This is a genomic window from Neorhizobium sp. T6_25 (assembly GCF_002968555.1).
Taxonomy (GTDB): domain Bacteria; phylum Pseudomonadota; class Alphaproteobacteria; order Rhizobiales; family Rhizobiaceae; genus Neorhizobium.
In genome coordinates, this window is sequence record NZ_PVBL01000036.1 from 16,428 (window position 1) to 37,771 (window position 21,344).

The window sequence follows — 21,344 nt, forward strand, 5'->3', positions numbered from 1 at the left end:
TGTGGCTGTTTCGGGAGGAAACAAAAAATGGATTTTGCGGCTTCACCCATCATCATCTTGAACCCGGTCGACGACGTGGGTGTCGCGCGGCGGTCGATGCAGGCCGGCGCCCCGACCGGTTTCGGCGACCTTGCTGCCCGCGAGCTGATCGGCCGCGGCCACAAGGTGGCGATCAGGGCAATACCCAACGGCGGCGAGGTGAAGAAATACGGTCAGGTGATCGGCGTCGCAACGCAGGACATCGCCCCCGGCAGCCATGTGCACCTGCATAACCTTGCCATGCTGCCCTCGGAACACGAGCACCAGTTCAGCGTCGATATCGAAGAAAAGGGCATGCTGCCGGAAGCCGAGCGGCATACCTTCATGGGTTACGACCGGGGCCTCGGCGGCGCCGGCACCCGCAACTATATCGGCGTCATTTCGTCGGTGAATTGTTCCGCCACGGTGTCCCGCTACATCGCCGACTATTTCAACCGCCTGGGTGGGTTGGACGGTTTCGACAATATCGATGGCGTCGTGGCGCTCACCCATGGCGGCGGCTGTGCGCTCAACAACAAGTCGGAGGGTTACCGGCTGCTGATCCGCACCATCCAGGGATATGCCCGGCATCCGAATTTCGGCGGCATCCTGATGATCGGCCTCGGCTGCGAAACCAACCAGATCGCCCCGATCCTCGAACATTACCGCATGGAAGAGGGCGAACGGCTGCGGACCATGAACATCCAGCAGCATGGCGGCACCCGCAAGACCATCGATGCGGCAATTGCGATCATCAAGGAAATGCTGCCCGGCGTGAATTCCGCGACGCGCACGCCGCAGCCGCTGTCGAAACTGAAACTGGCGCTCGAATGCGGCGGCTCGGACGGTTATTCCGGGATTTCCGCCAATCCGGCGCTTGGTTACGCCTCGGACCTGATCGTTCGCAACGGCGGCACGACGGTGCTGTCGGAAACGCCGGAGATCTACGGCGCCGAACATCTGCTCACCCGCCGCGCGGTGACGCCGGACGTGGCCCAAAAACTTCTGCAGCGGATTGACTGGTGGCGCGATTATACCGCCCGCAACGGCGACGAGCTGAACAACAATCCATCCCACGGCAACAAGCTCGGCGGCCTGACCACGATCCTGGAAAAGTCGCTCGGCGCGGTCGCCAAGGGCGGTTCGATGCCGTTGAAGGCGGTCTACGAGTTCGCCGAGACGGTGACGGAACCGGGGTTCGTGTTCATGGATACGCCCGGCTACGATCCGGTCGCGGTGACCGGGCAGGTCGCGGGCGGCTGCAACGTCATCTGTTTCACCACCGGCCGCGGCTCGGTTTCGGGCTTCAAGCCGTCGCCCTGCATCAAGATCGCCACCAATTCCGAAATGTACGAGCACATGAAGGAAGACATGGACCTGAACTGCGGCGGCATCGTCACCGGCGAGGAGACGATTGAGCAGGCGGGACTGCGGATTTTCGAGGATGTGATCGCGGTCGCCTCGGGCAAAAAGACGCTCAGCGAGATTTACGACTATGGCGACAACGAATTCGTGCCATGGCAGGTCGGGGCAGTAACGTAAAAATTCCCCTCGCCGAAATTTCTAAGGGCAGTGGCCTGAGCCACTGCCCTTATTTTTGCCTGCAGCGGTTTACCGAATGACCATCTGCTGCGGTGCGCCGGGATTTGCCGGCTGCTGCACCTTGACCGGCGCCGGTTGCGCCGTGCCGAACAGCTTGTCGCGTTCGCGCCACAGGGCCGGCAACGACAGCAGCGCGATCGAGACCAGCGCAATCGCCGTCTTGGTGAACTCGTCGAGCTCCGGCGTCCGTCCGTCGAAATAGTAGACGAAATAGACGATCGCCACGTGCCACACATAGACGTAGAGCGAGTGGCGGCCGAGAAGCTGCAGGTACTTGATCGAGAACACCCAGGTGATGGCACCGGCGATGCGGCGCACCCATTCGGCCTTGTGTTTCGGGCCGGCCACGATCAGCCAGGTGACGAGCATGGCGACGGCTGCGAAGTTCAGGAGATAGACCGGGCCGAAATCGGCGCGGATCTCCATGGAGGCGAACTTGCCGATCATGTGCGGCGGCATCAGCTCATGCGCGGTGATCAGGCGCAGCGGCAGGAAGAAGAGAACCATCAGCAGCGCCAGCTTCGGGATGAAGGTATTGTCCGGCGACAGGATATTGCTCCACTTGATCCTGCCGGACGAGGTAAGCGCCCCGAGCACGAGGCCCGAATAGAACACGACCTGCCAGCCGAGCAGGTTGAACGACACGCGGATACCCTGGTCGTCGGCACCCATGACCATGTCGTTGAGCGGTGTCGTGGCGATCTGCTGCAGGCCAAGCTGGGCTGCCATCCATAGGATCACTGAACCAGCCACCACGTAATGCCACTTGTCCTCCAGCACGAGCTTTACCAGCATCGGCGCGAAGAGCATGTAGACGATATACTGGGGCAGGATGTCCATGAAGGTCGGCTGGTAGAGGAACGTCGCGATCGCTGCCAGACGCAGCGGGTCGTCGAAGGTCGTGTAACCCAGCCAATTGAACCAGATCGAATAGGCGCCGGGCAGGAGCATCTGCGCGACCAGCACAACCAGCACGATGCCCATCGCATAACGATAGAGCTCGAACGCCCGGTTGTAAATGGCCGTCCGTCCGGCCGCATACCCGTTCTTCAGCATCTTCTTGGCATAGACCATGCCGATCAGCAGACCGGACAGGAAAACGAAGCCCTGGGCGTCTTCAACGAAGGCGAGCTGATTGTGGTTGATCTTCACTAGAAAATAGCCGCCGGCAAAGATCAGATGGTTCAGCACCATGAAAACGAGGAAATATCCTCGCATACCATCAATAATATCAAAGCGTTTCATCGGTCGCGGTCTCCGTCTTTGCCGGTCCCGACAGCTTTCGCCTTTCGGTCCGTAAGGCCTCTGCGGGCCAGGATGTACGCGGCTAAACGCGGTAAAAAGCCGGACAGTTCCAGCCCTTTTTGAGCGTTTAGACCTGATCTACTGTAAACAGTCCGTGATGACTCCGCGATGAACGCTGGGTTGGGTGAGGTTCACACTATTCCGCCGCGACGCGCTTCAGCCCTGCAACCTGTGTGAGGTAGGCCCGCATGGCGGCGGGCTTCACCGGCTTGTGCTGAACGCCGATGTCGTGACGCTCCGCTTCGGCGCGGACTTCGGGCGTGCGGTCGGCGGTAATGATCAGCGCGGGGATGTCCGCCTGGTACTTCTGGCGGAGCTTGAGAACAGCCTCGATGCCGTTGCCGTCGTCGAGATGATAGTCGGCGATGATGATTTCCGGCGGCGGTTCGCGGCGCTCAATGATGTCGTCGAGTGCCGCCAGCGAATCCGCCTGGCCGACGGTGCAGCCCCAGCCGGTGATCAGCAGCGCCATGCCCTCGAGGATCCGTGGCTCGTTGTCGATGCACAGCACCCGCAGCCCGTTCAGCGGCTGCGAGCGCTTGCGGCGCTCCAACTGGTCGGCGCCGTGGGTTGTCTGCGATGCGGTCAGGTCCATCGGCACCTGCACCCGGAAGGCGGTGCCTCGACCGGGCGTGGAGGCGAGCTGGACCGGATGGTTGAGCACCCGCGAAATGCGGTCGACGATCGACAGGCCGAGACCGAGACCGGCCGCGGTCTTGGCACCCTCGTCCAGCCGGGCGAATTCCTTGAACACGGTGCGGAACTTGGAGGACGGAATGCCGATACCGGAATCGAGCACTTCGATGACCACCTGGTCGCCCCGCCGGCGGGTGCCGATCAGCACCTTGCCGTCGATCGTGTATTTGATCGCGTTGGAGACGAGGTTCTGCACCAGCCGGCGCAGCAGGTTGGCGTCGGAGCGGACCTTCAGCGATGTCGGCATGACGACGAATTTCAGGTCCTTCTCGCGGGCCATCGGTGCGTAGTCGGTCTCGATGCGTTTCAGAAGATCGTCGAGCGGCACCGAGGTGAAACGCGGCTTCATGGCTCCCGTATCGAGCCTGGAGATGTCGAGAACCGCGCCGAGGATCGCCTCGACCGATTCGAGCGCCGAATCGATATTGCGAACCAGCGAGCCGTTGTTGTCGGAGGCGCCGAGCCGCTCCACCAGTGCCGAGGAATAAAGCCGGGCGGCATTGAGCGGCTGCAGGATGTCGTGGCCGGCGGCCGCGAAGAACCGGGTCTTGCCGATATTGGCCTCGTCGGCGGATGCCTGGGCCTCGGCAAGCTCCTTGTTGACGCGGGTGAGCTCGGCGGTACGTTGGCCGACCCGCTGTTCGAGCGTCTCGTTTGCCTGTTTCAGCGCCTGGTCGGCCGCGACCCGCTCGGAAACGTCGGTAAAGGTCGCGACGATGCCCTTGTCGGGCATGGCATTGGAGCGAACCTCGATGATCCGCGAACCACCGTTGAGCACCAGCGAGAAGGGGGCGTCGAGCGTCTGGAACTGGCGGATCACCTCCGTCTGGTCGACTGCCGCGATATCGCCGCGTTCCGAAAGGATGGCGACCATGTCGGCCAGCGGAAAACCGACCTGGCCGACCTGTTCGGGCAGATCCAGGAGATTGCGGAAGCGGCGGTTCCAGATGGTCAGCCGTTCGGAACTGTCGAAGACGGCAATACCCTGGTCCATCTGTGACAGCGCCGTCTGCAGCATGTCCTGGTTATATTGCAGCGCCTCGCTTGCCTGGTCGAGCAGCCAGGCGGTGTCGGAATTGGTGTCCTCGGCCTTCTGCAGGATCAGCGACAGAACAAGCCGGGCAGAGGACGAGCCGATCGCGCTGCCGAGCAGCTGTTCGGAAAAATGGATCATCGCCATGTCGGCGGGCTGGTCGTCGGCGAATTTGCGGCCGGCCGTCTTCTCGTAGTTGGAAAAGGAGCGCCGCATGCGTTCCTCTCCGAGATACCGGGCGATCGCCGTCTTCAGGTCGCCGACGCCGACCCGGGTCTTCCAGCCGCGCGTTGCAAATTGCGAGCGCAGATGCCTTTTGACGAAGATGCCGGCCTGGATGCGCTCGACCGGCCGCGGATTGCGCGACAGCGACCCGAGCACGAAGGCGAGCATGTTGAGCGTCAGGCTGAAGATTGTCGCATTGACCAGCGAGTCCGTCTGTGGCCCGGAGAATATGCCGGTGCCGGGGAACAGAAAATTGAGGACAGCCGTCGCCACATGGGAATTGTCCGGGCCGCCGAGGCTCGGCACGAACAGCAGATAGGCCCAGGCGAGGAAGCCGAAGGACATGCCGAGGATCGCGCCGCGGGCATTGGCACGGCGCCACACGAGGCCGCCGAGGAGGGCGGGAGCCACCTGGGCGATCGCCGCGAACGCCAGCAGCCCGATCGAGGCAAGCCCGGACTGACTGTCGGCCATGCGGTAATAGGCATAACCGAGGATGAGCACGCCGAAGATCGCGACGCGGCGGATGTGCAGCAACGTACGGGTAAAGTCGGTGCGCTGGCCGGAGCGGGCGGCCATCAGCCGTTGCCTGAGGAAGATCGGGATGATGATGTCGTTCGATACCATGATCGAAAGCGCCACGGATTCGACGATCACCATGGCAGTGGCGGCGGAAAAGCCGCCGATGAAGGCGATCAACGAAACGACCTTGAGTTCGCCTGCAAGCGGCAGTGTCAGCACGTAGAGGTCGGCGTCGCCGGTGCCGCCGAAAGTGATCAGCCCGGCCATCGCGACCGGCAGCACGAAGATATTGATGGCGATGAGGTAGAGCGGCAGAAGCGCGCCGGCCACCTTGCGTTCCTTGCTGGTGCGGTTCTCGACCACGGTCACGTGGAACTGCCGCGGCAGCATGATGATTGCGAACGCCGACAGTGCGATCAGGATCAGCCAGCGGCTGATCGGCGTCTCATAGGCGAGCGCCGAACCGACGAGCATGTTTTCCGATGCCTTGGCCAGCAGGTCGGCCGGCCCGTCGAAGAGAATGAAGAAGACCGAAAAACCGACCGTCGCAAAGGCGAGCAGCTTGACCACCGATTCCATCGCCACCGCAAGGATCAGCCCGTCCTGGTGTTCCGTCGCATCCGTGTGGCGGGTGCCGAAGATGACCGCGAAACAGGCCATCATCAGCGTGACGATCAGGGCCAGGTCGATGAAGTAGAGATTGCCGCTGCCGATGCCGTAATCCGAAGGGTTGACCATGGCCGCCACCGAACTCGACACCGCCTTCAGCTGCAGCGCGATATAGGGGACGGCGCCGACGAGCGCGATGATCGCGACGATCATCGCGACGGTGGAGTTCTTGCCGTAGCGGGCGGCGATGAAATCGGCGACCGACGTCAGCTTCTCGGCCTTGGCGAGCTCGACGATGCGCCGGATGATCGGCATGCCGAGCGTGAAGGCGAGGATCGGGCCGATATAGATGCCGGTGAATTCCAGGCCCCTTTGCGAGGCAAGCCCGACGCCGCCGAAATAGGTCCAGGAGGTGCAGTAGATCGCAAGGCTCAGCGCATAGACGATCGGCCGGCCGTTCTTCGGCACGCCGAAGACACGGCTCCGCCGGTCGCCGTAACTCGCCACCGCAAACAGCAGCAGGACGTAGGCGAAAGCCGAAACGAAAATGACCCAGCCAGGAAGCATTGCTCCTCCGCAAAAAGCCCTAGAGCGTAAAACATTAGGGGAAAAGCATGCGCTTGGAAATCAGGAGGCCTCTCGGCAAAAAGTCCAATAGACGATCGTTAGGCCTTCGCCTGACGCCATCTTTTCACGTCCCCAGAAAGCGCTATGTTGCGGCCTACCGAAACCTGAATGCCATGGGGGATATTGGCGATGTCAATGGTCAGCGAATTCCGTTCCTTTATTGCCAAGGGCAATGTCGTCGACCTCGCTGTCGGCATTATCATCGGCGGCGCCTTCACGGGCATCGTCAATTCACTGGTGAACGACCTCGTCATGCCGGTCGTTGGCGCGATCACCGGCGGCGGCTTCGATTTTTCGAACTACTTCCTGCCGCTTTCGAACGCCGTCAACGCCCCCGCCCTTGAAGAGGCACGCAAGCAGGGCGCGGTCTTTGCCTATGGCAGCTTCATAACGGTGATGATCAACTTCCTGCTCCTCGCCTGGATCATCTTCCTGATGGTGAAGGCGGTGAACCGGATGCGTCTTGCCGACGAAAAGAAGCCGGCCGATGAAAAGCCGGCTCCGCCGCCGGCCGACATCCAGCTTTTGACCGAAATCCGCGACCTCCTGAAATCGAAGTGATCTTTTGATCACGCGTCAAGGATTCATCAGCAGAATCGATCTCCGCGTCACGGATTATCATGGGATTCCGCGGCTTTCCTGCGCTAATGATGTGGGAAACCGCCTTGAGGGAATTCCATGTCGATCATCTCCAGTCTCAGCCCCCGTGCCGTCGCAGCGCCCGAAAGCGGCATTGTCGAGGTCCTCAACTACGCCCGCGGGCGGGAGGGATTGATCCCGCTCTGGGCCGGTGAGGGCGACCTGCCGAGCCCCGATTTCATCAACCGCGCCGCAACCGAGGCGCTTTTGGGCGGCGAGACCTTCTACACCTGGCAGCGCGGCATTCCCGAGCTGCGCCAGGCGCTGTCGAACTATTACGCGCGGCATTTCTCCGTCTCGCTGTCGGTCGAGCATTTTTACGTCACCGGTTCGGGCATGCACGCGATCATGCTGGCGGTGCAGGCGGTGACGTCTCCCGGCGACGAGATGATCTACCTGTCGCCGACCTGGCCGAACATCATCTCGGCGATCGAGATCTCCGGCGCCCATTCCATCGGCCTGCCGCTCGATTTCGTGGGTGGCCGCTGGTCGCTCGATCTTTCCAAGCTGGAGGCGAAGATCACCCCGAAGACCAGGGGCCTGTTCATCAACACCCCGGCCAACCCGACCGGCTGGACAGCGACGCTTGACGACCTGAAGAACATCCTGGCGCTCGCCCGCAAGCATGGCATCTGGATCGTCGCCGACGAGATCTATGCCCGGTATTATTACGGCGGCGCTGCAAGGGCTCCGTCCTTCCTCGACATCATGGAGGAAGGCGACCGGATCATCTTCGCCAATTCCTTCTCCAAGAACTGGTCGATGACCGGCTGGCGGGTCGGCTGGATCGTCGCTCCGCCGGAAATGGGACAGGTGATCGAAAACCTGGTGCAGTATTCCAATTCCGGCGTGGCACAGTTCCTGCAGCGCGGCGCCGTGGTGGCGCTCGACCAGGGCGACGACTTCGTGAACGCCAATATCGCGCGGGCGACCACGGCCCGCGACATCCTCTGCGACGCGCTGATTGCCACCAACCGGGTCGAGACCCTGAAGCCCGACGGCGCGCTTTACGCTTTCGTCAAGGTGGACGGCATCACCGACAGCCGCAGTGCGGCGCTCGATATCGTCGACAAGATCGGCGTGGCGCTGGCCCCCGGTTCGGCTTTCGGCAAGGGGGGCGAGCTTTTCCTGCGCGCCTGTTTCCTGCGCGATCCAAAGCAGATCGAAGAGGCTGCCGGCCGCCTCTCGGATTATATCAAACGTCTCTGATCCGATCCGGCACGCAAACGCTAAAATTCGAGCGATTTGCTAAAGAGTTTCTTTGCCCTGACCCGAGATAAACCCGGCGCAATCAGCGTCGGGTAAGCATTGTTGAAGACGGCCCGTGTTTTTGTCCTGCCAACGATAAGAAAGCAGGGAAGTATAGACATGGCAGTTCTGGTAACAGGCGGCGCGGGTTACATCGGCAGCCACATGGCCTGGGCTTTGCTCGACGCGGGCGAGCAAGTTGTCGTTCTCGACCGGCTCTCGACCGGTTTTCGCTGGGCCGTGCCGGCCGAGGCGCGCTTCTATCTCGGCGACGTCGGCGACCGTGCCGTCCTCTCGCAGATCTTTGCGGAAAACGACATCAACGCGATCCTGCATTTCGCGGGATCGATCGTGGTGCCGCAATCGGTCGCCAACCCGCTGGATTATTACGAGAACAACACCGGCAATACCCGGCTGCTGGCCGCCGCCGCGATCGCCGCCGGTATTCGTCATTTTGTCTTCTCTTCGACGGCTGCCGTTTATGGAGACCAGAAAGACGACACCCCCGTCTTCGAAAACGCCGACCTGCACCCCAAGAACCCCTATGGCCAGTCGAAGCTGATGTCGGAGATGATGCTGCGCGACGCCGCCGCGGCGCATGATTTCCGTTTCGTGGCGCTGCGTTATTTCAACGTTGCCGGGGCCGATCCGCTCGGCCGCACCGGACTGTCGACCGAAGGCGCGACCCACCTGATCAAGATCGCCTGCGAGGCGGAACTGGGCAAGCGCCGTGGGGTGGATGTCTACGGGACCGATTATTCGACACCCGATGGTACCGGCATCCGCGACTATATCCATGTCACCGACCTCGTGGACGCGCATCTGAAGGCGTTGAGCTACCTGCGTCGCGGCGGCGAGCCTGTGATCGCCAATTGCGGTTATGGCCGCGGCTATTCGGTCCTGGAGGTTCTAGACGCGGTGATGCGGGTGGGCGGCCGCAAGTTCGAAATCCGCTATGGACCCCGCCGGCCGGGCGACGCGGCAAGCGTGGTTGCCAATTCGACGCTCGCCCGCCGGTTGCTTGACTGGAAACCGCGCCACGACGATCTCGATCTTATCGTCGAGACCGCGATCTCATGGGAGAAGGGCCTGGCTTCCCGCAAGGCCGAAGACCTCAAATCGCTGCAGAGCAGGCTGGCGTCGGCACGCTTCTAGTCGGTTCGGACATTCATGGAACATTCTTGGCCTTCCTGGGTTTGACTGGAGCGGGCAAACCCAATCCGCCGGTTCTACCGGTGGTTTAACGGAGGAAATCCCATGACTTTCAAGCTTGTGACCGTTTCGATTCTTTCCCTTGGCCTCGCGGCCGGCGGCGCGCTTGCCCAGACGAGCGGCTCGGGGAGCGCAAGTTCCACCGGAACCTCGGCCAGCGATAGCAGCGACGGCCAGAAGAAGATCGATCCCAACGCCACCAACAGCACGACCGGCGGCGCCATGGGGAACGCAGCGGGCACGAAGGATACGCGCACCAACTGCGCTCCGAACCTTCAGACGCGGGGCTCTGCCACCACGCCTGACACGACTGGCACCGCATCGGTTCCCTCGGGGCAGGCCGGCACGAACACAAACGGTCAGGCATCCGACTGCTGATCTGAACGTCTTTCACGAAGAAGGCCGGGCATCGTCCGGCCTTTTTTGTGGCCGTCGATTCCGTCGCATGGCGTCTTTAAGGATTTGCCGATAAGGGAGAGCCTTCTCGATACCGGTATCCCATCATGCGACGCATTCTGCTTTGTACCTTCCTCCTGCTGCCTTTGGTGGCCGGCGCTCAGAACCTGCCCCAAAAGCAGTCCCCAAACCTCTCTTTGTTGCAAGATATCGTGCCCCCTCCCACATTGGTCGAGCCGCATCTGCATGTCAGCCGTTCCGGCAATGCCAGCCATCCCCGGGTGGCGCTGACCTTCGATGCCTGCATGGGCAAGGCGGACGAGCGCATCCTGTCCACCTTGGTCAGAGAGAGAATTCCCGCGACCATTTTCGTTACGGCTCGCTGGCTGAGAAACAACCCGCAGTCGGTTGCAATCTTTCTGCAGAACCTCGACCTCTTCCAACTGGAAAACCACGGCCAGAACCATGTGCCGGCGGTCGATGTGCCGGTCCTGATCTACGGCATAGCCGCTGCCGGATCGCCCGAGGCGGTTCGCCAGGAAGTGACAGGTGGCGCTGATGCCATGCGGGCGGCGGGTTTTTCCGCACCACGCTGGTTCCGCGGCTCGACCGCAAAATACGACCCTTCGGCCATACGCCAGATCCGCGATATGGGCTATCGGGTCGCCGGGTATTCGCTGAACGGCGACGGCGGCTCTCTGCTTGGTGCCGACGTCACCGAAAAACGCATCGCTGCCGCCAAGGACGGCGATGTCGTCCTTGCACATATCAACCAGCCGACGCATGCGGCCGGCGAGGGCGTGGCCCGCGCGCTCGTTGCCCTGAAACGGCGCGGTGCCGAGTTCGTACGCCTTTCCGACGTCGACGGCACGGGCGACGACGACACGACCCAGTGAGGGTAGGGTCTGTCGGACCACTCTTTGATCCTGGAATACAGATCGGGGGAGAGACGGATCCCATCTCTCCCCGATCTCCTTTCGGCAATGGGTGGTATTTACCGGACGACCTGCACAACCGTACGGGTCTGCGGATCGACGATGACCCGCTGTTCGTTCACCACCGCATAGGCGTATTTTGGGCTGTCCGGAACCGGGGTCAGCACGACGGCCTCGGGGATCGGCTTGCCGACGACGATCTTCTCCTTGATGACGACGGGTGACGCCGGGGCAGGAGCCTGTTCCACATAGGTCACGACGCGTTCGGGCGGCGGGTCGATGGCGGTTCCGGCAACTGCGCCGGCGACGCCGCCGACGGCAGCACCGACCGGGCCTCCGATGATCGCACCGGTGACAGCGCCGCCGGCCGCACCATTGACCGTGCCTTGCTGGGCCGAAGCAACCGGGGCGAGGACACCGAGCATTGCGGTGGATAGAATAAGGATCTTGGTCTTCACGATGGTTCTCCTTCTGGGTGTTGTGACGCGGGCGAACGGTTCGCGCCGCGCCTTGGGATGCGATCGAGGCTGCTATCGGGTGACCGGCGCAGGCGGCTCGATCTTCGGCAGAGTCACCGCGATGCCGATGTCACGGTTTCCGATGTACCCGCTTTCGAACAGGAACAGCCCGCCTGCGATGACCACGATCAGGAGGATGACGGCGACGGCCCAACCGCTGCCGCCCCTATGGATCACTGTCGGTTCCCGGTCACGCATGGTGTTCTCCCGCGGTCAGCGCTTAGCCGACCAGGATGTAGACGACCTCATGGCTCGAGGGGTCGACGATGATGATCCGGCCGTCCGCCAGCACGAAATATTCGTAACCGCGATAGGCCGGTGCGATCTCGACGATGCGCGGCGGCAGCGGATGCAGTTCCACGGTGGTCGGAACGGCGACGCCGACATCGACATTGATATTCACATCGACCGGCTCGACCTTGTTCTGGACGAGGACATTGCGCACCTCCGTCTTCTGCTCGGCCGAGATATTGATGCTGCCGGTCGTCTCGTTCGAAGGTTTGTCGGTGGCAGCCTGATCCGAACCGGGCTGTTGGGCGCCGTTGTTCTCGCGGGCAGTGTCGTCCGTTGCCGGCTTGCCGGCATCCGTTCCAGAGCCCGCGTTGGCGGTCGTGGAACTGCCGCTCTGGTCGGCAGGTTTCTGCTGCGCCCTATTGTCCGTGGCGGGCGACTGGGCGTCGCTTGCCTGCGTCTTCGGCGGATCGTCGGATTTCTCCTGAGCCGCCCTATCGCCCTTCGGCTTCAGGCGCTGCTGGTCGCCGCCCTCGGCCTGGGCGTTCATCTTGTTATTACCGTCGGCTGAATCCTGCAGCTGTTGTGTCGTGGCGCCCATATCCTGCTGCGGTCGAGCCTGTTTGGCGCCCGATGAACCGTCCGCGCCCGGGATGCCTTTGCGTGGCAGGATAGGCACTGGCGAACTGCTGCCGTCCTGACTGACAGCCGGAGCCTGACTTTGAGCGATCGCCGGCACCACTGACAGCGTCGAGCCGGCCAGAAGCGCAATTGCGAGCCTCTGTTTCATTGACGGTTTCATGATGTTTCCTCTATTTTTCAGTTGCGAACCCGAGGGTTGGCTCACAGCTCGAACGTCCGCTGCCATCGCTCGTTCCGGGATTCGGGCTTCAGTCGGGCAGGGCGGGACTTCAGGCCGACCATTTCTTGGGCCTTTGGTCTGACGGGGCGAGGTAAAGGTCCAAAGGGGGATGAAATCGACGAAGCGCGCTGATAGGGTGCCGTTGATCTTGGGGGGCAGGGGGCCGTCCCGAAGAACGGCATGTTCCCGGCCAGATGGCTATCGATCCCCGTCGCGGCTTTTGTCTGCATGGCCATCTTGGAAGCGCCTGCCGTCTGATGGATCAGACCCGGTTCCTGCGCGATCATCGGTCCTTTTCAGCGCAGAACCTTGCCCGCCGACCATCCTGTCGCGGTCGGCGGGCTCTTTGACCGGCAATTCCGGCTACGGAACCATAAGCCAGCCCTCCGGTTTAGACTTGTGTAACGGTTCAAAGATGCCACACCCAGGAGATGGCCACACCAGGAGCCAAGAGATGCCGACACGCAAAATGCTGTTCTTGAGCGGAGCGCTCACCGCGATTGTTGCAACCGTGCTGCCTTTGAAGGTTGTGGCCGGTGCGGACGGCTTGCTGCGCGTCACGCTGTCGAGCGTCGCGGCCCAAGGCAACGGCAATGGCGGCGGAAGCAACGGTGGAAACGGCGGTGAAAACGGCAACGGCGGTTCCGGCGGGAGTGGCAACGGAAACGGCAGCGACAATGCCGGCGGCAATTCCGGCAATAGTGGAAATGGCAACGGCAATAGCGGCGGCAACGGAAATGGCAACGGCGGGACCGGTGGTCCGGGAACCGGTACAAGTGCCGGATCGACCCCGGCAGGCGGGGCCGCAAATCCAGGCAGTGCCCCGGCGACACCCGCGCGACCTGCAACCCCGGCTGCTCCCGCGAAAGCCAGTGTCGAGATCGATGTTCGGGGACCCTCGATCACCGTTCGCCATCACAACGGCGCGACGGAGCGGATTTCTCAAGGGCGTTACGAGATGCGGGATTCGCGCTCCCGAACGATCGTCAACCGGACCGCGACCCCATCGGATGCCTCACGATTGCGGTCGTTCGGCCGCTGATCGTTGGTCGGTCGCATCGCGAAGGGCGAGCGCCGCCTCCGTTCGATTGGTCACCTTCAGCTTCGAGAGGATGCGGGTCATGTGGTGCTTGACGGTCTTTTCGTGAAGGTTGAGTTCCCGCGCCACCCGCTTATTGCTGAGGCCGGAGGCGACGAGGCTCAGAACCTCCTGTTCGCGGTCGGTCAGTTCCGACAAAAGGCTAGGCTTTTCCGGCGCTTCGCTGGAGCCTGACAGGCCGGCAATCAGTCGCGCCGAAAGGCCGGGCGAAACATAGCTGTCTCCGGATGCCACGGTTCTGACCACATCTGCCAGGCCTCTGGAGCCGACCCCCTTGAGCACATAGCCCTTTGCCCCGAGTTTCAGCGCGGCCGCAATGTCTTCGCTTGCCTCCGAGACCGTCAGCATGACGATCTTGAGGTCCGGGCAACACTCCAGCGCTTCGGCAATGGCGTGAAGACCGTTTCCGGGCATGGAAATGTCCATCAGCATCACGTCCGGGCACAATTCCCGCACGATGCGCAGCGCGTCGTCACGCGAACCGCCTTCACCGACCATCTCGAAATCCTCGATCTCGCCGAAGCTGCGCGTCACCCCTTCGCGGAACAACGGATGATCGTCGACGACCGCAATCTTTATTCCTGCCATCAGGCCTGCTCCATTTCCTGCACGTTCAGCGACATTCTGACCGTGGTTCCGTCCTTCGATGTGATGATTGAAAATGTGCCGCCGAGGCTTTCGATCCGCTCCCTGAGCCCCGCGAGCCCGAGACCCTCCGGGCGTATGTGCTGGGGGTCGAAACCCGGCCCCCGGTCGGCAACTTCGACAACGACATTGCCGTCGTCGAAACTCTGGCGGACGCTCTGATCCACGCCGCCGCCATGCCGGAAACCGTTGTTAAGCGCTTCCTGCACGAAGCGATAGATGCAGATCTTGGCCGAGGGCGAAAGTGGCCGCGATCCGCTCGACACCGAGAGCGTCACGGCGGCGCCCGTGCGCTGCCGGTGCGCGTTGACGGCGCGCTGCAGAACGTCCGGCAGCTCGGCAGTCTCGATCTGCGGCAGAACCAGACCGCTGCAAATGCTGCGGATCTCGTCCATCGCTTCGTCGAGGCGAGCCTTGATCGTGGTGACTTCCGCTTCGCGGGCGGTCGGCGGCGTGGCAGGATCGGTCAGGAGCCGGCTGTCCACCCGCAGTGCCGCATAGGCGACAAGCTGGGCCGGTCCGTCATGCAGATCGGCGCCGAGCCGGCGCAGGTAACTCTCGTTGAGGGCCGTGGCGCGCCGCGAAGCCCGCTGGGCCCGGGCGTGGAGAGCCTTGTTCTGCGAAAGCAGGTCGGAGAGTTCCGCCACCCGCTGCGTCAGCGCCTGTCGCTGATGGTCGATCGTGCGGCTGCCGCGAAACACGATCGCCGAAAGGATCAGGAAAAAGGCGAGCGTGACGCCGGCCACCGCCGCCCAGCTTCGAAGTTGCGCCTGGTAAAGGCTGCGCTCGAAATCGCCCGCAACCTCGTAGAACTCCGAGACTGCGACCACCTCTCCCGACCAGGGCTGCAGGATGGGATTGTAGATTTCGAGAAGCGGCATCCCGGTCGCCCGCTCGATCTTGCTTTCAGGGTCTTCGGCAAGTCCGAAGCGTGCCACCATCTGTCCGGAAAATGCGGTTTGCAGGCCCTCGCTCGGACCGAATTTCTGCCCCACCATGCTTTTGTCCGTCGCATAGAGGATCGTGCCGTCCTTGCGCCAGAGCTTGAAGGATATGACCTTGCCGCCGAGGGCGCCCTGGCCGAAGGTCTCGTCGAGGGCACGGGTGGTGACGTCGTCGAGCGTCTGGTTGGTCTTCATGTCCGGAAGCAGCGGGGCGATGATGCTGTCGACATAAAGGGCGGTGGAAGCGGCCGAATTGCGGGTGACCGCCGCCTCGATGAGGCTGGTCACGAAGGCACCGACCAGAAGCATCGCCGCGAAGGCGACGAGGCCACCCGCGAGCAGAAACTGCCGGGCGAGAGATTGGTCGTTCCAGCGATCAAGAATTGCGCCGAGCCGCATCAGCATGCCATGTTGGTGACCCGCACCATGCGAGCCAATGGCGCGCAACGCGCAAGGGGGTCAATCCGTTGCATTGGGGGTGGATTATCCGAGACAGGAGACAAGCACCGCACGCCAATAGCTTGCGTCGGTGCTTCGGAGGCGGATCATCAGGCTGTCCCGGCCATATTGAACTTGAACAGGTAGTCGTGCCCTGTAAGCTGATCCAGAAGGGTGTAGCCTTTGGCTTCCAGGAAGCTGCACATCCGGTCGATGTTCCGGCACTCTATCACCATGAACCTGAAATTATGGCGGTCGAAATCCACCCCCATCAGGACCTCCAGTTCGGCACCTTCGACGTCCAGCGACAGCACGTCCATGAGCGCCGGCGCCTTGCCCTCGTCCAGGATCGTGCTGAGCGGTTTTGCCACTGCACCAAACTCGAATGTCGCTTCCCGATTCCTCAGGAATTTGCGCGAAAGTTCCAGATGGGCAGGTACGCTCTCCAAATCGACCTCGACATTGGTGGAGACACTCATCAGGTTCCCGTAAGTCATGTCCACATATTTATGGGGATAACCGAAGCGTACGCAGGCATTGCAGAAAATCGCGTTCTTCTCGCTGCGGTTCTTTCTGCATTCCAGAAAATTGTTCGGCGAAGGTTCTATGAGGATGCCGCTCCATCCGCGGTTTTTCTCGAAATAGTAGGTGTTGGACTGGCGAATGCCGTCGTTGGCGCCGAGTTCCACATAGAACCCGTTGTCGTAGTCGACATATTTTTCGATCTTCCGATCCAACTCGTTGAGCCCAAAATACGCGCTGACGGGCTTCTTTTTCTTAAAAGGCAGACGTAGTTTGGGCATCAAATTCACTCCTAATTCCAGAAACGAGCGATATTCGTTCCCAGATCTCCTCGCAGGGGGGCATGGTGCATGGCCGCAGATAACACCCTAAATTGGGCCTCTACGATAACATTGCTAAAAGATACAGGCGGGCAGGGCTGTCTTGCAACGCGCCATGCGTTTGCCCCGACGCCGCGACGGCGATCGGACTGCCGCGGCATAAGTTGATTTCACTTAGGAAATACCTTCCCCCAGATGCGCTTCAGCCCCTTTTCCTTCTTCTTCCGATAGCAATGTTCGCGCATGTAGATATCGTCGGCAAGGAAGTTTAAGGCGGGCACCTGCGGATGGCGAAGCGGAAATTCCAAAGCCTGCCGGGGAAGGTCGGCAACGTTGTTAGAGCCCGACGTGTGCGTTGCATCCGCACGGAAACCAAGATTGCTGATCAGGTTACCCTTCGGCTGTATACTGATTTGTCGCTGAAGCCACTGTGAGAAGGTAAATTGATAACCCCAAGCGTCGAGTCCGCCGTCGTATACCCGATTGAAGGCCTTGATCCAATGTTCGAACTCACTGGGATTGGCAACGGTGTTGAGCCAATTGTTCTCCCGCAAGATTCCCCAGTGTTTTATCGATACGTCATAGTTTTTCCAGACCCGGCGCCAGGTAGCCCAGCCCCAGATCAGCGGATAGCGGCTGAAGTAATAGCTATCCTCGACTTCTACACGGCCATGGGTGAAATTTGAGCCATTGATGGAACCCACGCGGTCGTCATTCTCGTACTTTCCCAACAGTTCAGTGCAATATGGGAAGAAACTGGGATCCGGAAGGCAGTCGTCTTCGATAATGATAGCGCGGTCGGTCTGCGAGAATACCCAGTCCAATCCAGAAGAAATCCGCTTGCGGCATCCCAGATTCGCGTCGGAATAGTTGCGGAACACCTCGCAATCCCAAGTGATGGTCTCGACCACCTTCCTTGTTTCGGCGCATTTCTCGGCCTCGTTCGCACGGTCTGCACGTGGCCCGTCAGCTACGATGAAGAGCTTACCAGGTCGAGCTTTCGCGATTTCACGGAACACCGATTCGGTAAGATCGGGTCTGTTGAAAATGATGAAGACTACAGGGGCAATCGATTTAGCGTCGTTCATTTGTCCACCGCTCACGGACTGATTGAATTGAAATCGCGCCCATAGTGCCTTCGCGCGCTCGGCTCGCCACGCTTATGGCATGTTTTGGCTGCTCGTAACCCAGATTTCACCTTTGGGCAAGCGATCGGGCAAGGCCTGCAAACACCTGTCCATGCGTCCCCCTCGGGCTTCGATGCGCCGCTCTTTTCGTCTGCACGGCCGGACGAAAAGAGCGATACATAACGCTACGGCGTGCGCTTGAGCTCGCCGCTGCGCATTTGCAGATGTCCGTCATCGCTGGCGTCAATGTTTCAACGATGGGTGGGTCTTTCGGCAGATTGGGTGCCCCTTGGCAGCTAACAGCACTCGTTTGTCTTAGCCGGATATGATTTTGCGTATGAGTTCCCAATCCCTCTGCATCAGGCTTTCACGACGACCGACGCGGGTCCGGTCGAATTTCTCAATCAATCGACGGGCCTTGCGCACGATGAACGGCTCCCGTCTTCCAAAAGGATTGGTAGCGAGAACTCGTTTTGTAAAGAGGTGAAGCGAGCTACCGTCACTATAGAAGTTAAGATTGAGCTTCTTCCCAATAAAACGAAGCGATGCCTCGTTGAAGAGCGAGACATGCTGGCCGGTTTCAGGGATGAAATACCACCAGTCGTCGATTGTCGTGATCTTCCTCTTGGGTTGCAGCTTCGTGGAGAAGGCGATGCTATCGCTGTATTGTAGCATCTGCGACACCTCCGCTATCGGGTCCGGCAGGTGTTCGAAAACTTCCATTGCCGTCACCAGCTCGAAACTTGAGCCTACGCCAAGGTCTTTCAGATCAAAAAATTCGGCGAACAGGTTCTGGGTGTACGGATCGGTATGATAGAAATTGTAGCCAATGTCTCGCATCATGCGAGTAAATAAGCCATAACCTCCCGCATAATCCAAATAACGTCCATTCTCGTCAAATCCTGACGCATGAATTAACCGCGCGAGTGTTTCCGAAAACTGGATATTCCGACTGACCAGACCGACGTCAAGTTTGGTTATTGCCGAAGCATATGCTTCTTCCAGCCAATACGGTTCCTCGGTTTGAATAAACCCCGTTTCTTGACAGGTGTAATAACGCACATCGTATTTGTTCAATACTTTTGTAGTAAACAGAAGGTTCGTATTGCCGCCAGTTATTTTGCTCTTAACCATAGTCGAATCTCTTGCGTCCATATCATTCCTGCGATTCACGGTCTGCCTGCACGTCAGGCGGTATCTAGATAGGCCCGCGGCAGTGCGAGCAAAACACACTGTAGCATTTATAGGCAAAACGCATATCCAGGTCCTCGACCAGTTCTTTGGAGGAATGTATGAACAGGATGTCGCTGCGGCCGCCAAGAGTTTGAATGGGCCAAAAACAACGATGAAGCGATCATCGACTTATGGTGGCAACAAGGTTTTTCCGACTTTTCACGGGCCGAGACATTGATCAGCGTGTGCCATTCGCTTTAGGAAAACTAAATGATTGAGAAAAAAGCGCTGATCGTCGGGACGGCACGGGACTGCGAGGAAGGTTTAAGGGCAACACTTCCGCGTCTTACCCGTCTACGAGAGAGCTTCAGGACGACGAAATTCCTCTTTGTCACCAACGATTCCAAGGATGGTACGGAGAGGGTTCTAAGGGAATGGGCAGCTGATGTTCATGATGCACATATACAAAGTGTCGACGGACTTGCTGCCAACGTAAGTCTACGGACGCCCCGTCTGGCGGTCGCAAGGAACCTCTATCTCGCCGCTTTGCGCCAAGATCTGTCAGCAGGGATCAATCATGAAATTCTCGTGGTGCTGGACCTTGATGGGGTAAATGAGAAGTTGATTGAGGAGCCCTATCTTTCTGACGCGATCAACGCCGCGCCCGATGATTGGGGCGGCCTTTTTGCCAATCAACGCGATTGGTATTACGACATCTGGGCTCTGCGCCATCCCACGTGGTGCCCGACGGATTGTTGGCAAGAAGTGCGCAATGTGCAGCAGGCATGGTTCAACAAAAGAAAAAAGACCAAGGCTGCAATAGAGAAGTTCGTTACGGGCCGCCAGAAAAGGATAGCTGCAGACGATGAGCCAATCCGTGTAGAGTCTGCCTTTGGTGGTTTTGGTATCTACCGAACTCGGTTTCTTTTGGATTCTTTCTATGCCGGCCTTGATCAAGCGGGTCAGGAAATCTGTGAGCACGTCTCCTTAAACAAATCGATCGGTCAGCAAGGAGGCGGGCTTTATATATTGCCTGGTCTCTTGAATGATACTCCGCAGGAACATGTGGCGGAAAGATTGAGACGCCAGGAAATGAAATTATCGGAACAGGTTTAACGTCCGTGCCAGCTAACTTCTTGAGATGCGGAAGAGCGGACTGTGGGCAAGGACATCCTGGAAATAGGCGGCCGCGCGCTCTGTGCCCGGCTGAAAACGTGAGGGATCGGCTGCGATTCGTAATATTGCTTCCGCGAAATCTTGATTGGTCGTCGCGGGTAAGGCATTTCCGAACGAAAGAAACGCCTTCATCGACATACCCTGGGCATAGATGATGGGCCTATAGGCCGCGACTGCGTCTTGAACGACGCCGGATCCTTGGAGACCATAGGTCGCCGCCTCGTAAGGCAATAGGATCGCATCTGACGAATGAAACAGCTGCTCGAATTCTTGTGGCGATATACGGTTGCCTTGCGGAGAAACGGTGATATTTCGTCCACCACCGTTGAAATTTTGCAGGCCTCCATAGACACCGCCTTCACTGAAGTCCGCGGTCGAGCCTTGGATGGCGAAATCTATTGTCCCGACGGATCCGCTTTCAGCCAGCTCAGCAACGGCCGCGACGATATCCGCGATCCGCGCACTACCCTTTTCGGGGCGAGGTTCTCCGAATATTCCCACGCGGAAGCTCCTGTTATTACCCGTCTTATAGCCTGGGGGTGCTGCGAGTGGCATACTGCAGGGGAGGTAAAACCCGCCTTCGACGGGCATGCCGAAACTCGCCTGAAAATAGGCCGCCAGTTCCTCGGTCTCGCTGAATAGGAAAACGTTCGCCGGGAGTTTTGCAAGGATCGCGCTCAGCCGCCTCGACCGAATCTTTTCGTTTCGGTCCCCCAATTCGGAATTCAGGAAGCGGAGGCAAATTCTGGGTGTTTCATCTGTCAATACAGCGCTTAGCTCAACCGCTGACTCGAGGGTATCCAAGTCTGCCGTCGGTATAACGATGAGATCGTTTGCTCCCACACCAAGGCTACGGCATATGTCAGTCAGTTGCTTACCAAAGGCGGAAGGAAGCAGGTTGAACGAATGCTTGGCTTTAAGCACGCCGAATACGGCAGCCATTTGCTCGAAGGCATTTCCGTAGAGCAAACGTGACCGCAGTTTTGCAAGCTTGATCGACCTGTTGGTAAGCTTTCCCGCCGCTGCTCCCAGGAACCCGTCGTAGGCTTCCCCAGCCACGATAACCGTCTCATGATGCGGGAAGTACCGACGCAACGCGGCAATTTGTGTGTGATGGTGTCCGCGATTGTGGACGAGCTTGCGTTCCACGATCAGAAGCTTTTGGCGCGCGCTTGCGTCGCTCATGGAGTCTTGCTCTGTTGGAGGGCTGGGCCTAAGTTCG

The 21,344-nt window shown here is 60.0% G+C and carries 19 protein-coding genes; 8 read left to right on the top strand and 11 right to left on the bottom strand.

From position 1 onward, the window contains the following. The first annotated feature begins 27 nt into the window (after window positions 1-27). Window positions 28-1,560 (top strand): UxaA family hydrolase, encoded by a 1,533-nt coding sequence (locus C5L10_RS30595; RefSeq protein WP_105432770.1) that lies wholly within the window; start codon window positions 28-30, stop codon window positions 1,558-1,560. A 69-nt stretch (window positions 1,561-1,629) separates the two neighbouring features. Here the strand turns inward: C5L10_RS30595 and C5L10_RS30600 are convergent, their stop codons facing one another. Next, window positions 1,630-2,865, bottom strand: coding sequence for an OpgC family protein (locus C5L10_RS30600; protein WP_105432771.1), 1,236 nt, complete (start codon window positions 2,863-2,865; stop codon window positions 1,630-1,632). A 196-nt stretch (window positions 2,866-3,061) separates the two neighbouring features. Further along, window positions 3,062-6,577 carry a PAS domain-containing hybrid sensor histidine kinase/response regulator gene (locus C5L10_RS30605; RefSeq protein ID WP_105432772.1) on the bottom strand — a complete coding sequence of 1,172 codons (3,516 nt, stop codon included), beginning with the start codon at window positions 6,575-6,577 and terminating at the stop codon, window positions 3,062-3,064. Window positions 6,578-6,772: 195 nt separating this feature from the next. Here C5L10_RS30605 and mscL point away from each other — a divergent pair, with 195 nt between their 5' ends. From mscL to C5L10_RS30630, 5 genes are all read left to right on the top strand, one after another. After that, the gene (gene mscL / locus C5L10_RS30610) at window positions 6,773-7,198 is read left to right on the top strand and encodes a large conductance mechanosensitive channel protein MscL (RefSeq protein ID WP_105432798.1); all 426 of its coding nucleotides are present in this window, start codon (window positions 6,773-6,775) and stop codon (window positions 7,196-7,198) included. Between the two features lie 117 nt (window positions 7,199-7,315). After that, complete coding sequence (locus tag C5L10_RS30615; RefSeq protein WP_105432773.1) at window positions 7,316-8,485, top strand: pyridoxal phosphate-dependent aminotransferase; 1,170 nt, start codon at window positions 7,316-7,318, stop codon at window positions 8,483-8,485. A gap of 159 nt (window positions 8,486-8,644) precedes the next feature. Further along, the gene (galE, locus tag C5L10_RS30620) at window positions 8,645-9,679 is read left to right on the top strand and encodes a UDP-glucose 4-epimerase GalE (protein WP_105432774.1); all 1,035 of its coding nucleotides are present in this window, start codon (window positions 8,645-8,647) and stop codon (window positions 9,677-9,679) included. Window positions 9,680-9,781: 102 nt separating this feature from the next. Further along, entirely contained in the window at window positions 9,782-10,114 is a 333-nt protein-coding gene (locus tag C5L10_RS30625) for a hypothetical protein (protein WP_105432775.1), read from the top strand. Window positions 10,115-10,239: 125 nt separating this feature from the next. Beyond that, the gene (locus C5L10_RS30630) at window positions 10,240-11,028 is read left to right on the top strand and encodes a polysaccharide deacetylase family protein (protein WP_105432776.1); all 789 of its coding nucleotides are present in this window, start codon (window positions 10,240-10,242) and stop codon (window positions 11,026-11,028) included. 98 nt (window positions 11,029-11,126) lie between these two features. Here the strand turns inward: C5L10_RS30630 and C5L10_RS30635 are convergent, their stop codons facing one another. The 3 genes from C5L10_RS30635 to C5L10_RS30645 form a co-directional block, all read right to left on the bottom strand. Continuing rightward, window positions 11,127-11,492: a DUF1236 domain-containing protein gene (locus tag C5L10_RS30635; protein ID WP_245448310.1), complete on the bottom strand. Its 366-nt coding sequence runs from the start codon at window positions 11,490-11,492 to the stop codon at window positions 11,127-11,129. Window positions 11,493-11,597: 105 nt separating this feature from the next. Next, a complete protein-coding gene (locus C5L10_RS30640; RefSeq protein WP_105432778.1) occupies window positions 11,598-11,783 on the bottom strand; it encodes a hypothetical protein in 186 nt (61 codons plus the stop codon). 22 nt (window positions 11,784-11,805) lie between these two features. Beyond that, the gene (locus C5L10_RS30645) at window positions 11,806-12,618 is read right to left on the bottom strand and encodes a DUF1236 domain-containing protein (RefSeq protein ID WP_172717273.1); all 813 of its coding nucleotides are present in this window, start codon (window positions 12,616-12,618) and stop codon (window positions 11,806-11,808) included. A 514-nt stretch (window positions 12,619-13,132) separates the two neighbouring features. Between C5L10_RS30645 and C5L10_RS30655 the strand changes: the two genes are divergently transcribed. Beyond that, on the top strand, window positions 13,133-13,720 hold the full coding sequence (locus tag C5L10_RS30655) for a hypothetical protein (protein ID WP_105432781.1): 588 nt from the start codon (window positions 13,133-13,135) through the stop codon (window positions 13,718-13,720). Here C5L10_RS30655 and C5L10_RS30660 read toward each other — a convergent pair. From C5L10_RS30660 to C5L10_RS30680, 5 genes are all read right to left on the bottom strand, one after another. After that, complete coding sequence (locus tag C5L10_RS30660; protein ID WP_105432782.1) at window positions 13,694-14,368, bottom strand: response regulator transcription factor; 675 nt, start codon at window positions 14,366-14,368, stop codon at window positions 13,694-13,696. The two genes, C5L10_RS30655 and C5L10_RS30660, sit on opposite strands and share 27 nt — an antisense overlap. Further along, the gene (locus C5L10_RS30665; RefSeq protein WP_105432783.1) at window positions 14,365-15,771 is read right to left on the bottom strand and encodes a sensor histidine kinase; all 1,407 of its coding nucleotides are present in this window, start codon (window positions 15,769-15,771) and stop codon (window positions 14,365-14,367) included. The genes C5L10_RS30660 and C5L10_RS30665 overlap by 4 nt, the downstream gene beginning before the upstream one ends. Window positions 15,772-15,914: 143 nt before the next feature. Further along, entirely contained in the window at window positions 15,915-16,607 is a 693-nt protein-coding gene (locus C5L10_RS30670) for an FkbM family methyltransferase (protein WP_105432784.1), read from the bottom strand. A gap of 209 nt (window positions 16,608-16,816) precedes the next feature. Continuing rightward, complete coding sequence (locus C5L10_RS30675) at window positions 16,817-17,734, bottom strand: hemolytic protein HlpA-like protein (RefSeq protein WP_105432785.1); 918 nt, start codon at window positions 17,732-17,734, stop codon at window positions 16,817-16,819. 354 nt (window positions 17,735-18,088) lie between these two features. After that, window positions 18,089-18,907 (bottom strand): class I SAM-dependent methyltransferase, encoded by an 819-nt coding sequence (locus C5L10_RS30680; protein WP_172717274.1) that lies wholly within the window; start codon window positions 18,905-18,907, stop codon window positions 18,089-18,091. A 309-nt stretch (window positions 18,908-19,216) separates the two neighbouring features. Here C5L10_RS30680 and C5L10_RS30685 point away from each other — a divergent pair, with 309 nt between their 5' ends. After that, entirely contained in the window at window positions 19,217-20,062 is an 846-nt protein-coding gene (locus C5L10_RS30685; RefSeq protein ID WP_105432787.1) for a hypothetical protein, read from the top strand. Between the two features lie 12 nt (window positions 20,063-20,074). Here the strand turns inward: C5L10_RS30685 and C5L10_RS30690 are convergent, their stop codons facing one another. Further along, a complete protein-coding gene (locus tag C5L10_RS30690; protein WP_105432788.1) occupies window positions 20,075-21,307 on the bottom strand; it encodes a hypothetical protein in 1,233 nt (410 codons plus the stop codon). Between the last annotated feature and the right edge of the window lie 37 nt (window positions 21,308-21,344).

Coding starts and splice junctions, on each gene's coding strand:
- C5L10_RS30635 (WP_245448310.1), bottom strand. CDS start 11,492: ATGCTCGGTGTCCTCGCCCCGGTTGCTTCGGCCCAGCAAGGCACGGTC.
- C5L10_RS30595 (WP_105432770.1), top strand. CDS start 28: ATGGATTTTGCGGCTTCACCCATCATCATCTTGAACCCGGTCGACGAC.
- mscL (WP_105432798.1), top strand. CDS start 6,773: ATGGTCAGCGAATTCCGTTCCTTTATTGCCAAGGGCAATGTCGTCGAC.
- C5L10_RS30680 (WP_172717274.1), bottom strand. CDS start 18,907: ATGGTTAAGAGCAAAATAACTGGCGGCAATACGAACCTTCTGTTTACT.
- C5L10_RS30690 (WP_105432788.1), bottom strand. CDS start 21,307: ATGAGCGACGCAAGCGCGCGCCAAAAGCTTCTGATCGTGGAACGCAAG.
- C5L10_RS30615 (WP_105432773.1), top strand. CDS start 7,316: ATGTCGATCATCTCCAGTCTCAGCCCCCGTGCCGTCGCAGCGCCCGAA.
- C5L10_RS30640 (WP_105432778.1), bottom strand. CDS start 11,783: ATGCGTGACCGGGAACCGACAGTGATCCATAGGGGCGGCAGCGGTTGG.
- C5L10_RS30630 (WP_105432776.1), top strand. CDS start 10,240: ATGCGACGCATTCTGCTTTGTACCTTCCTCCTGCTGCCTTTGGTGGCC.
- C5L10_RS30685 (WP_105432787.1), top strand. CDS start 19,217: ATGATTGAGAAAAAAGCGCTGATCGTCGGGACGGCACGGGACTGCGAG.
- C5L10_RS30625 (WP_105432775.1), top strand. CDS start 9,782: ATGACTTTCAAGCTTGTGACCGTTTCGATTCTTTCCCTTGGCCTCGCG.
- galE (WP_105432774.1), top strand. CDS start 8,645: ATGGCAGTTCTGGTAACAGGCGGCGCGGGTTACATCGGCAGCCACATG.
- C5L10_RS30645 (WP_172717273.1), bottom strand. CDS start 12,618: ATGAAACCGTCAATGAAACAGAGGCTCGCAATTGCGCTTCTGGCCGGC.
- C5L10_RS30605 (WP_105432772.1), bottom strand. CDS start 6,577: ATGCTTCCTGGCTGGGTCATTTTCGTTTCGGCTTTCGCCTACGTCCTG.
- C5L10_RS30600 (WP_105432771.1), bottom strand. CDS start 2,865: ATGAAACGCTTTGATATTATTGATGGTATGCGAGGATATTTCCTCGTT.
- C5L10_RS30655 (WP_105432781.1), top strand. CDS start 13,133: ATGCCGACACGCAAAATGCTGTTCTTGAGCGGAGCGCTCACCGCGATT.
- C5L10_RS30675 (WP_105432785.1), bottom strand. CDS start 17,734: ATGAACGACGCTAAATCGATTGCCCCTGTAGTCTTCATCATTTTCAAC.
- C5L10_RS30670 (WP_105432784.1), bottom strand. CDS start 16,607: ATGCCCAAACTACGTCTGCCTTTTAAGAAAAAGAAGCCCGTCAGCGCG.
- C5L10_RS30665 (WP_105432783.1), bottom strand. CDS start 15,771: ATGCTGATGCGGCTCGGCGCAATTCTTGATCGCTGGAACGACCAATCT.